This window comes from Pseudoalteromonas sp. C12FD-1, from assembly GCF_037414265.1.
Classification (GTDB): domain Bacteria; phylum Pseudomonadota; class Gammaproteobacteria; order Enterobacterales; family Alteromonadaceae; genus Pseudoalteromonas.
Genome location: NZ_JBBEVD010000034.1, coordinates 52,363 through 66,165, shown reverse-complemented (window position 1 = coordinate 66,165; position 13,803 = coordinate 52,363). Strand labels below are relative to the sequence as shown.

Here is a 13,803-nt window from a genome sequence, read left to right as displayed (position 1 = left end):
CCTCCGTATTGGGGGCTTTTTAATGGGACATATAAAATGAAACACGTAACAAAAGTGCATTATCATAGTGTGAGTAAAAACCTAGATGTTTACTTTGATGATGACAGTATGGCTGTATTTAGCAGCGAGTTTTTACGCGTTCACTCCCCTTCTGCTGAAGTGCAAGGGCATGGTGCAGAGCCAATGAAGTTGGTACTTAATAAACAACATGTAGGTATAAAAAAAATTGTACCGGTGGGGCATTACGCACTTAGGTTAGACTTTGATGATGGCCACAACAGCGGGCTATTTAGCTGGAACTACTTTGAAACACTACAAACACAGCACGAAACCTTGTGGGATAAATACCAAGCGCGAGTCGCCGAGCACGAACAAAACAAAGACAGCGTACCAATAAAGTTTGTTCCCTAAACATTATTGGCTTTTTAAACGCTACACTGTATTACACTTTAAACTTATCAATAGCCGCAAATAATACGCGCGCTTGCTCAGAGACTTCTTCACTGGTTTGCGCATTATTAACTGCATGCTCAGAGGCATCTTGGGCAATGTCTCTAATGCGTACTACATTTTTGTTAACCTCTGATGCCACCTGACTTTGCTCATCAATAGCAACAGCAATTTGAGTGCTCATTTCCATAATAGTTTGCACATCTTCGGTAATAGCACCAAGTAAGTCACCCGCTTTAATAGCTTGTGAAGCACTTTCATCACCTTGCGAGCGACATTGATGCATAATACTTACTACCTCTTGCGTGCGCTGCTGAAGAGTATTAATAATGCCTTCAATTTCACTGGTAGACTCTTGTGTACGTTGCGCAAGCGAGCGTACTTCATCTGCCACAACTGCAAACCCTCGCCCTTGCTCACCAGCACGAGCTGCTTCTATTGCGGCATTCAATGCGAGTAAATTAGTTTGCTCTGCAATGCCTCTAATAACATCAAGCACTGAGCCTATGGTTTCACCGTCTTTTTCAAGCTGCGATACCACACTTGATGCGTTACCTAACGACGAAGATAAATCGCGTATATGCTTAACCGTAGAGTCTACTTCGCTGCGCCCTTGCTGCGCACTTAAATTGGTTGACTCTGCTTTTTTAGCGGCAGCTTCGGTATTATGAGAAATATCCTGAATCGTTGCCTGCATTTGCGTAGCCGCAGTAGCAACCATATCCGCTTCGTGTAACTGCTCTTGCATGCCTGAACTTGTAGCTGAGGTGCTTTCTGATAAGTGCTCTGTTGCCACATTTAATGTATTAAGCGCGGTATTAACTTCGTTTATGAGGTTTTTAAAATCGCCTATTAAACTATTAAAGTCTGAGGTCATAATGGTAACTTCGTCATTACCTGTTTGCTCTATCATTACGCTTAAATCGTTATTACGGCGTATATCGTTGATAGTATGATACACCCTCTCAATAGGGATAATGATCGACTGACTAGTTAAGTACACCAACGCCAACACTATAACCCCTGAAATAACAAAAACTATAATGGCTATAAGTTCTGCTTGTTCAACACTTGTTTCAACTTGTAACTTAGTTGACTCAACGATTTCACTTACAACTTTGTCACTTTTTTCTACGTTAATACGCATAACGCCTAGTGCACCTGAGTCTAAATCTAGCCCTAGCTGCGTTTGTGCCTTTACAAGATTTTGAAAATCGCTTTGGTACGTATCTATTAAAGGGGTTATTTGCGACTTATAACTACTTAGTAAATCAGCTTGGGAAATTTTTTGTTTAAACGTACTAATAAGTTCGTTAAAGCGAGTTAAGTATTTTGCATCAAAGCGCAGCATAAAATCTTTCTCAGCGCGTCGCAGCTGTAGCATTACAGATAAAAGCTCAAAGTTATCTTGCTCTTTTAATAGCACCTCAACTTCGTGCACTGCATTTCTGAGCTTGCCATATAACCCATCTTTAGGGTTTAAACCTATCTGTTGCTGTAGCCTAACAACCTCCGAAAAGTTGTTATTGTAGTTAGTAATAAGCGCATGAAAATGCTCAATTTGTGCTGCAGTAATGCCTTGCTGCTGCATTACCTCCTGCAGCTTTTTAATTTTAGTGCTTAGCTGGTTAAAATCCTTATCAAATGATGTAAGTGCTTCCTGCTGCTTGTAAAAAAGAAAGTTTTTTTCATGCTTTCTAAGCTCTAGGGCGTGTACATTGAGCTCTTCTGCAAGCTGAATTGTTTTATTCAGATTAAGTGTTACGCGTGACTCATAAATTATCACACATAACAAAATGACCATTGCCAGACCGACTACCACTGCATTAAGTTGTAAACGCCTTTTAATGGTTAAGTTTTGTAAAAAATTCATTGAAAACACCTATATTTAATATGCACTAATAGTGTAGTACGTTATGGTGCTTAATTTTAAACTTTTTATTAACTTTTTTAGCATGTTGTTCATGCTTTTAGATTAACATTACCCCATAAATCTTTATGTAATGAGTGAGTGTCATGCCACTGCTTATTAAGTAGCCACTGCACCAAAGGAGCTGGATCACTGGGAAAATTAATTTGTTTGTTTTGCGGAGCACTATTCCAATCATCCAGCGCTTGCGGGTTCAAATAGTTCATTACATGGGCCATCTTCATCGCCAATAGTGTTTGTGCATTTGCATCTTGTTCAAACTGGCCATCGAGAGGTTTAAGTAATAATTTCTTCCCAAGCTTTAAGGCCTCACTTGCCAGTTCAAAGCCTGCATTACCAATTACGCCGCTGGTATTTGCTAAGTCGTTTAAAAACCCCGCTCGTGAAGGAGTGCGCAAATGGATATGACCAAGGGATTTGTCTTGCGCGTGTGGGTGGTAACAGTAAAACTCTTTTTCTGGAAAGTCCTTTAAATAATCAATAATGTTGTCGAGATTTTCGAAGGGTAAGTACACTAGCACTTTATTCATAACGGCGACCGGGTTGCCATGATCATGGTTTGCAATAAAGGGCGGTATAATATTGTCAGCAAAAGGTTGCCAATGTACGCCTAAATAAGTGCTTGCAGGGGCATAATGCTTAATAAGGGACTTTCTAAATAACCCCTGACCAAACATAGGTACACTGTTAGATAAAAAAGCCGCCTGGTGACTAATACCAACCACAGGTACGCCCGCTCTCTTTGCCGCCCAGGCTGAAATAGGCTCAAAGTCATTCAAAACAAAATCGTATTTTTTTACATCAAATGATTTTATATCGTTAACTAACTTGCACACTCGAGCATTTTTTAATGTTTGATAGCTTTTTACTTGGCCGTTTTTAGTGCTAAACGATAAACCCCGAAACGTTTTGTAATCAGCAAAGTCCTGCATATCAAAGTAGTCTTTATCAGGACGTCCGGAAAAAACGTAATCTACATCTATACCTAACTCTTTAAAACAACTTGCCATAACACGGGCGCGCGTAATGTGGCCATTACCTGTGCCTTGTATGCCGTATAATATTTTCATACAGGCACCACCAAAGCTAGCGCAAATAAACCACATGAACTGCCAATAACGGCGCCTATTATTATATCTGCCGGAAAATGTACGCCTAATACCACGCGAGAAACCGCCACCCCCGATGCCCAACTAAACCAAAGCCACGTATACTCTGCAAAAAAATGACTCAATATTACCGCAACTAAAAATGCTGCTGCGCTGTGTCCCGAGGGCAAACTAAATTTGTCACTAGGCACAATATACGCATTACTGACTAAGCAATCACAGGGGCGAATTCGGCCAAAGGTACGTTTTGCTAAAAAATAAATAGGCCTTTCAATTGCAAACCCTAGTAACACCGATATTGGCAACAACTGATGCTGCTCATTGGTACTTAGCCACCAAACAGTGCCACACATAAGTAAATATAAACCACCATTACCACTTTTAGATAAACCAAGCGCAGCCGTTTTTAGCCATTTGGGGGAATTGTAATTAAACAGAGTTAAAAAGAGTCGTTCATCCATTTGAGCCATTTTTTTAAGCACGTTATTGTCGTTCATTATTCACCCTTAGCTGCACAATATCTAACCATAGTTAAAGCTTAGAGGCAGAAAATAACAATTGAGTGACGCTTTTAAGACACTATTGTTGCCATTTCTAATTTCGGCATTTTTTGAATAAATTTACTGCTATTAAGTCGTTGTTATTGCATATAAGGAGGGTATACTGAGGGTAACTTATGTACCCTTTGAGGATAAAATAATGGATTACAGCACTTCTGACTTATGTGACTTTTTTGCCGATGTGGTTGACGTGCTTGAACCGATGTTCATCAACTTTGGTGGTCGACACACGTTTGGCGGCCGAATTAAAACGGTTAAATGTTTTGAAAATAATGAACTGATCCGTGAAATACTCTCACAAGACGGTACCGATCAAGTGCTACTTATCGATGGTGGTGGCTCAACACGACGCGCTCTTATCGACATTGAACTTGCAGAACTTGCGCTTGATAACAACTGGAACGGCATAATTGTATTTGGTGCGGTGCGTCATGTAGACGAGCTTGAAGAAATTGATTTAGGTATTCAAGCGATTGCCTCTATTCCTGTTGCCGCCGACAGCGAAGGCGCTGGTGAAGATGGCATTGGCGTTAACTTTGCTGGAGTGTCGTTTTTTGATGACGATTTTATCTATGCAGATAGTACTGGCATTGTATTATCAGCAGAAGAACTTGAACTAGAAGTTATCGAAGAATAAAGTAACAAGCAGTGCTCAAAAGAGCACTGCTTACGTCACCACGAATAATTTTTACTGCTCAATACGGATTCAATACAGTGCACCCTACCTTAAAAGTGTATGATGAATACGCCGTTAAACCCTATTGCTCCACACGCGCTAACGAAACAAAAACCTGGCAGTCTGTTGCCCTATTAGACACCCACGTAAATGTACAACAAGCACTTAACGATGCAGCGCAATTTGGTATTCGCTACGTATTAATTGGTATATGTGAAGATATAGGCCCTCGCGCTAATATAGGCAATGGCGGCTCACATCAAGCTTGGCCGGCTTTTTTGCAATACTTTTTGAACCAACCAGTTAACCAGTTTAACGCAACTCATCAGGTATTGTTGTTAGGCGAAATTGACGTTGATGATTTGATGGAGCAAGCGCAAGGCTTAAATAACCAGCATGCTGAAGAGCTGGCTCAATTACGCAAACTATGCGCAACAATAGATGAGCGAGTAGAGGCGGTATTAACGCTTATATTTAATGCGGGCCTTGAGCCTATTATTATAGGCGGTGGGCACAATAATAGTTTTGGCATACTCAGTGCTTTAAGTAAACATAATAGGGCTTGTGTTAACGCTATTAATTTTGACCCCCATGCAGATTTACGGCCTTGCGAGGGCCGCCACAGCGGCAATGGTTTTAGCTATGCTTTGAAAAAAAATGCATTGCAGCAATATCATATTATTGGCCTGCATGAGCAAAAAAATAACCAAGCCATTTTTGACTTAATCGCACAAAATCAATGTAGTTATCACAGCTATCAGGCTATTAATATACGCCGAGAAATATCACTAACCGATGCCGTACAGCACGCCTTAGCAGGGTTTAATAATGCGCCACTGGGTATTGAGCTCGACCTAGACAGCATTTCATTTTTACCGGCCAGCGCGTATACATGCTGCGGCTTTAGCGTTAGTGATGCTGAGCATTATGTGTATTTAACAGCAAAACATAGCACTGCCCGCTACCTACATTTGTGTGAAGCAGCACCGCTAAATCATCCAGCAGGGTTAACAGCCGGTATGCAAAGCTGTGGGCAAATTATTAGCGCATTAGTTAATGCCTACTTACATGCAAAAACCCATTAATTGTAATTAGCTTAATTACCCGCTGTATTTTTTAAGGCCGCCGAATTGCCTTACTGGATTAGCTTATTGAGTTTGGTGAGCCTGCCACTGCTTTAACCAACTCATTAAGCCAATGCTACTTAATGGGTGGCCAAAATAATAACCTTGTGCCGCATGCGCTTTTAAACTTTTTACAAACTTTAATTGGTCTAAGGTTTCAACGCCCTCAAAAATAACCTTAGTATTTTGTTGGTTATGCATTTCAACCATACCGCCAACTAGGCTTCGAATATTATTTTGATTGCTAAAATCTGCAGTAAGCGATGGCGCCACCTTAATGTATTCAACAGCTAAATTTGGCAGCTTAGAAAGAACAATGGGGTTATCGCCTAACCCATCAACACATATTTTTAAGCCGATATTATTTAATCGGGCAATCATCGCACGGCCCTTATCATCTAAATCCGTAAATATATGCAGCGGGCATTCAACAATTAAATCACCGTGTTGTAAGTTATGCTCGCTCACCACACTATCTACAAACTCAACAAATTCTTCGTTAAGCATTTCAGGGCCAAACAAGTTAATGCTCAGCGGTATAGCAATACCCTCTATGCGCAACGCCATAGCAAGCTCTGCAGCCCGCTCTATAACAAATTTAGCCAGCGGGTAAGCTAAGCCCGCAATATGAATATCATCAATAAATCGGTGAGCAGATAAAATACCTTGCTGGGGATGTTGCCAACGCAGTAGGAGCTCTAAAAATTCAATTTGGCCGTCATCGTTACGAATAATAGGCTGAAAATAAAGCTCAAGCTCGCTTACAAAATCAATATTAGCCAACTCTTTTAAACGCGCTTGCTGCTCGAGTTGTTCAACCATCATTTGTTGATGGTACACAACTATTGCTTTTTTAGGCTGACTATCAAGGGCTAAATAAGCACACGATACTAAGTTATCAAAGTTAGCATCTTGCTCATCGCAATTAACGTAACTCGCCCTTGCTTTTACCTCTACTGTACAATTAGCAACATTAAACGGCTTAAGTGTTGCACCAATAATTTGCTCAATAATGTGCTCATGGCTGTGTTTGTGCACTGCTAAACTGCAAATAAAGGCAAAGTTAAGACCGCCTAAATGTGCCAACTTTTCATAGCCACCTAAATCAATCACATCGTCGTTATTTAGTAAGTCTTTTATCCTATTGGCTGATTGTGCCAACAACAAATCACCAAAATCTCTACCAATGTGCTGATTAACTTGCTCAAACCCTTCTAAACGTACAATCACCAGTGCAGCTTCTAGCTGTTTTTCTTTACACCAGCTGTAATAACCTTGGCGTAACTGTTGTTTATCTGCAAATGCAGCAAGAGGAGAGTCATCTTGGTATGGCTCAGGCTCATTGATGTTATGCGAAACTTCAACTTTTGGCTCTTCTTCATCGCTCATTAGCCCTACAAGCGCTAGCAGAATAATAGCCACCACCACCCAAAATAGAGGGACGTCCATTAGTAAATGCGCTGAAAACAACACCACAAAAAGCAACCCTGACACGGCGCTTGTGATAATCATGCTCCAATTATTACGCTCAAACGCTTGCCATAAATGAAAGCAAAAACCAAAAGCGAGTAATATTGCTAACCAAGCAGCGCCGCTACTTAAAATGGCTAAACCAACTGCGCCTGTACATAAGTAACTAAATTTAATACTGGTATTTTTCACCGCAAATAACGTAGCGACCATCGCCATTAACAGCGCGCCGCTAAAAAATATAGGAAAGTTACTGTCAGTCAAAATACTCAAGCTTACGCCACTCCATTAGCTATAAAATTTAATAAAAGCATGTTAAATATGGACAAAAATAATACAAACTAATTAATTCTACCCAAAATCCATAGATTTAACAGTTTATTTACGCCAAATTGGTAACTTAATTGCGAAGGGTGACTTATTTGCCAGTGCGCAATATCTGCCCTTGCACCAATTTTTAGCACGCCTCTATCTTTTAACCCTAGCGCTTGTGCTGCACTGCGCGTTACTCCTGCGAGTGCCTGCTCAGGGGTAAGCCTAAATAAAGTACATGCCATATTCATCATTAATTGCACAGAGCATAAAGGCGAGGTCCCTGGGTTAAAGTCACTGGCAATGGCGATAGGCACTTTGTATTTTTGCAGCAAATCGATGGGAGGAAGCTGCGTTTCACGTAAAAAATAAAAAGCCCCAGGTAATAACACAGCCACAGTACCAGCCTCAGCCATAGCCTTAACGCCGCTTTCATCAAGATACTCAATATGATCAGCCGAAAGGCCTTTATACTCAGCCACCAGCTGCGCGCCCTGCTGATTAGAAAGCTGCTCAGCATGGCATTTTACCGGCAAGTTATGTTTTTTAGCTGCATCAAACACTTGTTTTGTTTGTGCATGACTAAAGCCTACATTTTCACAAAATACATCCACAGCATCTGCAAGGTTATTAGCCACTATTTGCTCAAGCATCTGTGTACATACTAAATCAATGTATTCATCTGCACGGCCTTTGTACTCGGGGGGTAACGCATGCGCACCTAAAAACGTGGTTTTAATATCAATAGGGTGATGCTCATTAAGCAAACGCGCCACTTCTAAAATTTTTATTTCGTTTTCAACATCAAGCCCGTATCCCGACTTTATCTCAGCAGTCGTCACGCCCTCGGCAAGTAAAGTGTTTAAGCGATCTTTTGCATCAACAAATAACTGCTCATGATCTGCCGCGCGAGTGGCCCTAACGGTACTGGCAATACCACCACCTTGTGCAGCTATTTGTTCATAGCTTGTACCTTGTAAGCGCTGCTCAAACTCCTCTGCTCGGGAGCCTGCAAATATTAAATGTGTATGGCAATCAATAAGCCCAGGTGTTAACCATTGCCCTTTAATACTTAATGTAGGGGTTGCAAAGGCATCAAAACTGGGTAAGTTTGATTGCTCACCTAACCATACAATTTCGCCATTTTTAATCGCCAGTGCCGCATTTTCTATCGCCCCATAAGGTGCGTCAATTGTGCTATCCATGGTTGCTATGTTGGCATCTGTCAATAATAAGTCGAGATCTTCTAAGACATAACCCGTTGTTTTATTTTGCATACTTAGCTCCCTAATGTGCTTAAAATACAGTCTAACAATACACCTTGTATATACAAGGTAATTATGCCATCTTTATTAAATAGTTTATTTTAAATACAGCTAATAATAAGTAATGACCACTCCTAAATTTGCACAAATAAAACAATTTATCGTCGATAAAATAAAAAATGGCGCATGGCAAGAAAACCAACGTGTCCCCTCAGAAAACGAGCTTAGCAGCCAATTTTCTGTAAGCCGTATGACCGCAAGACGTGCACTGAGCGAATTAACAGATGCCGGTATTTTAACGCGCAGCCAAGGATTAGGTACGTTTGTAGCAAGTTTTAAATCGCAGTCATCTCTACTCGAAATTAAAAACATCGCCGATGAAGTAAAAGAGCGTAACGGGCATTACAGCTGTAGCGTGCACGTGCTTGAATCTATCAATGCAGTTGCCCCCATCGCCATTGCGCTTGGCGTTGAAGTAGATAGCGTGGTGTATCGCAGTGTGCTGGTACATAACGAGAACGACAAACCACTGCAAGTTGAAGAGCGATTTGTAAACCCAGCTTTAGCCGCGGGTTATTTACAACAAGACTTTAGCGCCCTCACCCCGCATGAGTACTTATCGAGCGTAGCGCCACTCACACAAGCACGCCACACAGTGGAAGCGGTTATGCCTAACTCGCAAATGTGCCAATGGCTTAACCTGTATAACGAAGAGCCCTGCTTACAGGTTATTCGTCGTACTTGGTCTACAAAAGGCATAGTGAGCTTTGCTCGCTTAGTATCACCGGGCAGTAAATACCGTTTGGGCGGGCATTTAACATTTAAAAAGTAATAACAAGGTAACGCTCAAGGGCGTTTTTTTTAGCTGACCATCTTGTATATACAACAGGAGAAATTCATGAACAACCGGCTCGACACACACCGTGAAATCCGTGCGCCTCATGGCGATAAAATTAGCGCTAAAAGCTGGCAAACCGAAGCCGCTAAACGCATGTTAATGAACAATTTAGACCCTGAAGTGGCAGAGCACCCTCATGCGTTAGTAGTCTATGGCGGTATTGGCCGAGCAGCAAGAGACTGGCCAAGCTTTGATAAAATAATTGAAACCCTTGATAGGCTCGAAAACGACGAAACACTGCTTGTGCAATCGGGCAAGCCCGTGGGCGTATTTAAAACCCATGAAAATGCGCCGCGAGTTCTCATTGCTAATTCTAACCTGGTACCGCATTGGGCAAATTGGGAGCACTTTAATGAGCTCGATAAAAAAGGCTTAATGATGTATGGGCAAATGACCGCGGGCTCTTGGATTTACATTGGCTCACAAGGCATAGTGCAAGGCACTTACGAAACCTTTGTAGCAATGGCAAAACAACACTTTGGCGGTAATGCGCAGGGTAAATGGGTTTTAACCGCAGGTCTTGGCGGTATGGGAGGTGCCCAACCACTCGCCGCGACGATGGCCGGTTTTAGCGCATTAGTTGTGGAATGCGACGAAACCCGTATCGATTTTCGAATTAAAACTGGCTACGTTGATGTAAAAGCCACGACGCTTGAGCACGCACTTAAACTTATTACCGATGCGTGTATTAAAGGTAAGGCCCTATCGGTAGGCCTATTAGGTAATGCCGCCGATATTTTTACTACCCTAGCAAACAGCAACATTATCCCTGATATCGTGACCGACCAAACCTCAGCGCACGACCCACTCAACGGCTACCTACCTCAAGGTTGGAACATGCAAGATGCGGCAAAAATGCGCAAACAAAACCCACACTCGGTTGTTAAAGCCGCTAAGCAATCTATGGCAGTGCAAGTTAACGCTATGCTAGCACTGCAAAAAGCAGGTGCTGCCACTACTGATTACGGCAATAACATTCGCCAAATGGCATTTGAAGAAGGCGTTACTAACGCGTTTGATTTTCCGGGGTTTGTGCCAGCTTATATCCGCCCGTTATTTTGTGAAGGAATTGGCCCATTTAGGTGGGTTGCACTTTCGGGCGACCCCGAAGACATTTATAAAACCGATGTAAAAGTGAAAGAGCTTATCCCAGAAGATACCCACTTACATAACTGGCTTGATATGGCGCGTGAGCGCATTCAATTTCAGGGTTTACCAGCACGTATATGCTGGGTAGGTTTAAAAAATCGAGCTCGCCTTGCACTGGCTTTTAACGACATGGTTAAAAATGGCGAGCTTAAAGCACCGGTTGTTATTGGTCGCGATCACCTCGATTCAGGCTCAGTAGCAAGCCCGAATCGTGAAACAGAAAGTATGCTAGATGGCTCAGATGCCGTATCTGATTGGCCATTACTTAATGCTTTATTAAACACCGCAGGTGGTGCAACGTGGGTATCGCTGCATCATGGCGGTGGGGTTGGCATGGGTTTTAGCCAGCACGCAGGTGTGGTTATTGTTGCAGATGGCAGTGAACAAGCCGCACAGCGCATAGCCCGCGTACTTTGGAATGACCCTGCCAGCGGCGTTATGCGCCATGCCGATGCAGGCTACGACATTGCAAAAAATTGTGCGCAAGAGCACCACCTAGATCTCCCTATGCTAAACAAGGAATAGTCATGATTTCACACACTCTCACACCCGGGTACCTTGATTTAAACACCCTAAGAAAAATTAATGACTCAGCTGTTAATTTAAATTTAGAAAACAGCGCCGAGGCACAAATAGCGGCCAGTGCACAAACCGTTCAAAACGTAATACATAAACGCCAAACGGTGTACGGTATTAATACCGGCTTCGGCTTATTAGCCAATACAAAAATAGCAGATGACGAGCTTGAGCTACTTCAACGTAGTATTGTACTTTCGCACGCTGCCGGTATTGGTGAGCTCATGGACGACAGCACAGTAAGGTTAATGATGACCTTAAAAATAAATTCTCTATCTCGGGGCTACTCGGGAATACGCCTTGAGGTGATTGAGTTTTTTATTAAGCTACTGTGCAGCGAAGTGTACCCGTGCGTACCACAAAAAGGGTCTGTCGGTGCTTCAGGCGATTTAGCGCCTCTTGCTCATATGTGCCTACCGCTGCTAGGTGAAGGTAAAATGCGCCACAAGGGTCAAGTTATAAGTGCTGCGCAAGGGTTAAAAATTGCCAATCTTTCCCCCCTCACCTTAGGTGCAAAAGAAGGGTTAGCGCTGTTAAATGGTACACAAGCTTCTACCGCATTTGCCCTGCAGGGGCTTTTTAAAGCGGAAGATTTATATGCACAAAGCTGTGTTATAGGCTCTATTAGCATAGAAGCCGCAATGGGCAGCCGTGCGCCATTTGATGCACGCATTCATGACATACGGGGTCAACGCGGCCAAATTGATACGGCCAGTGTATTTAGAGAGCTACTTAGTACTCAATCGCAAATTAGCCAATCTCATGTAAACTGCGAAAAAGTGCAAGACCCTTACTGCCTGCGCTGCCAACCTCAAGTACTCGGCGCATGTTTAACACAAATTCGCCACGCCGCAGAAGTGCTGTTATGTGAATCAAACGGCGTGACCGATAACCCGCTGGTATTTGCCGATGTGGGCGATATTATCTCCGGTGGCAACTTTCATGCAGAGCCAGTCGCAATGGCAGCAGATAACTTAGCTATTGCGATTGCTGAAATAGGCGCACTGGCAGAGCGAAGAATCGCATTACTTATCGATTCAAATCTCTCAACACTGCCACCATTTTTAGTTGAAAACGGCGGAGTTAACTCAGGCTTTATGATTGCCCAAGTAACCGCGGCGGCACTTGCTTCCGAGAACAAATCGCTTGCGCACCCTGCCTCGGTAGACAGCCTGCCAACATCAGCAAATCAAGAAGACCATGTTTCTATGGCCACGTTTGCAGCAAGGCGCTTAAATGAAATGGGCAATAACACCTGCGCAGTGTTAGCGATTGAATGGCTTGCTGCTGCTCAGGGGCTTGAGTTTAGAGCCCCACTTAAACCCTCACCGCAAGTAGAAAAAGCAAAAGCACTGCTGCGTGAGCATGTAAGCTACTATGATAAAGACCGCTACTTTGCCCCCGATATAGACGCAACCAATACGCTTTTAGCACAAGGTAAATTGTGCGACTTTATTCATCACAACCCGCTACCATCGTATGTTAAATCCCATGCTGATAGCTAAAACCTAATGCCTCAATTGCTGAGCCTAGTACTTTGCGCTCAGCACTTTCATTTCTGGTAAAGGTTGGCATTTCGCCGCCATGCTCGGCACACTTTTGTGCATAATAATTCGCTTTAGTGGGGTGTGACGGGTTCACCACATTATAAATATTTTGCCCCGAATTAAAGTTTTCTATTACCGCAAAAATGGCGTTTATCACATCTTGTTGATGCACCATATTAACTACCTGCTGACTCGATGAATTTAGTTCTTTACCAGCAACAAAGCGGCCCGGCTCGCGATTCGGCCCTAACAACCCCGCTAAACGAAGTACCTTAGCGCCTTGTTCAAGCACCTTTTCTTCGCTATCGTACAGTTTTATTTGTCGCTCATTGGTACAACTTATTTCACTGCTTTCAGTGTAAACACCTGGCTCTTGATCGTACACACCGGTAGATGAGCATAAAATAAAGCCTTTGGCAGATAATTGTTTAGAAAGAGTAAGGGCTGCACTTAATGTTTCTGGGTAGTTACTTTCACTGTGTCTGCTTCGGGGGGGGATTGCACACACCCAGTAAGCATCGTGTAAATCTATTTGGTGTATTAGTTGTCCATCATTCAGTACAAATTGACGCTGAAAGTCTTCGGTGTGCTCATCACTTCTATGTGTACCTTGCACCTGCCAGCCCGCCTGCTTAGCTTGTAGGCACAAAGTATGACCCAACCAGCCTGCGCCTAATACTACTAATTTATTAGCTTTTGTTTCCATTTTTGCATAACCCTTCATTTTAAACGCATAA

12 protein-coding genes are annotated in these 13,803 nt (G+C 42.7%); 6 read left to right on the top strand and 6 right to left on the bottom strand.

From position 1 onward, the window contains the following. Positions 1–36 precede the first annotated feature (36 nt). Positions 37–411 (top strand): gamma-butyrobetaine hydroxylase-like domain-containing protein, encoded by a 375-nt coding sequence (locus tag WDB87_RS01545; protein WP_286245939.1) that lies wholly within the window; start codon positions 37–39, stop codon positions 409–411. A 31-nt stretch (positions 412–442) separates the two neighbouring features. Here the strand turns inward: WDB87_RS01545 and WDB87_RS01540 are convergent, their stop codons facing one another. The 3 genes from WDB87_RS01540 to WDB87_RS01530 all read right to left on the bottom strand — a co-directional run bounded on the left by WDB87_RS01540 (position 443) and on the right by WDB87_RS01530 (position 3,986). Further along, a complete protein-coding gene (locus WDB87_RS01540; protein ID WP_286245938.1) occupies positions 443–2,323 on the bottom strand; it encodes a methyl-accepting chemotaxis protein in 1,881 nt (626 codons plus the stop codon). 89 nt (positions 2,324–2,412) lie between these two features. Then, complete coding sequence (locus tag WDB87_RS01535; RefSeq protein WP_337848811.1) at positions 2,413–3,450, bottom strand: MJ1255/VC2487 family glycosyltransferase; 1,038 nt, start codon at positions 3,448–3,450, stop codon at positions 2,413–2,415. Continuing rightward, positions 3,447–3,986: a phosphatase PAP2 family protein gene (locus tag WDB87_RS01530; RefSeq protein WP_286245936.1), complete on the bottom strand. Its 540-nt coding sequence runs from the start codon at positions 3,984–3,986 to the stop codon at positions 3,447–3,449. The genes WDB87_RS01535 and WDB87_RS01530 overlap by 4 nt, the downstream gene beginning before the upstream one ends. 202 nt (positions 3,987–4,188) lie before the next feature. Here WDB87_RS01530 and rraA point away from each other — a divergent pair, with 202 nt between their 5' ends. Continuing rightward, positions 4,189–4,686 (top strand): ribonuclease E activity regulator RraA, encoded by a 498-nt coding sequence (gene rraA / locus WDB87_RS01525; RefSeq protein WP_004589330.1) that lies wholly within the window; start codon positions 4,189–4,191, stop codon positions 4,684–4,686. Positions 4,687–4,763: 77 nt separating this feature from the next. After that, positions 4,764–5,810, top strand: coding sequence for a formimidoylglutamase (locus tag WDB87_RS01520; protein ID WP_337848810.1), 1,047 nt, complete (start codon positions 4,764–4,766; stop codon positions 5,808–5,810). A gap of 63 nt (positions 5,811–5,873) precedes the next feature. Here WDB87_RS01520 and WDB87_RS01515 read toward each other — a convergent pair whose 3' ends face one another. Beyond that, entirely contained in the window at positions 5,874–7,538 is a 1,665-nt protein-coding gene (locus tag WDB87_RS01515) for a GGDEF domain-containing phosphodiesterase (RefSeq protein ID WP_337848865.1), read from the bottom strand. 122 nt (positions 7,539–7,660) lie between these two features. Continuing rightward, a complete protein-coding gene (gene hutI / locus WDB87_RS01510) occupies positions 7,661–8,908 on the bottom strand; it encodes an imidazolonepropionase (protein ID WP_337848809.1) in 1,248 nt (415 codons plus the stop codon). A gap of 112 nt (positions 8,909–9,020) precedes the next feature. Here hutI and hutC point away from each other — a divergent pair, with 112 nt between their 5' ends. The 3 genes from hutC to hutH all read left to right on the top strand — a co-directional run bounded on the left by hutC (position 9,021) and on the right by hutH (position 13,024). Next, positions 9,021–9,728, top strand: coding sequence for a histidine utilization repressor (gene hutC, locus WDB87_RS01505; protein ID WP_286245933.1), 708 nt, complete (start codon positions 9,021–9,023; stop codon positions 9,726–9,728). A 66-nt stretch (positions 9,729–9,794) separates the two neighbouring features. Next, positions 9,795–11,468, top strand: coding sequence for a urocanate hydratase (gene hutU / locus WDB87_RS01500; protein ID WP_337848808.1), 1,674 nt, complete (start codon positions 9,795–9,797; stop codon positions 11,466–11,468). 2 nt (positions 11,469–11,470) lie between these two features. After that, positions 11,471–13,024 (top strand): histidine ammonia-lyase, encoded by a 1,554-nt coding sequence (gene hutH / locus WDB87_RS01495; RefSeq protein ID WP_337848807.1) that lies wholly within the window; start codon positions 11,471–11,473, stop codon positions 13,022–13,024. On the opposite strand, the gene WDB87_RS01490 is transcribed toward hutH, so the two are convergent. Next, positions 13,002–13,772, bottom strand: coding sequence for an NADP-binding protein (locus tag WDB87_RS01490; RefSeq protein WP_286245930.1), 771 nt, complete (start codon positions 13,770–13,772; stop codon positions 13,002–13,004). The genes hutH and WDB87_RS01490 overlap by 23 nt on opposite strands. Between the last annotated feature and the right edge of the window lie 31 nt (positions 13,773–13,803).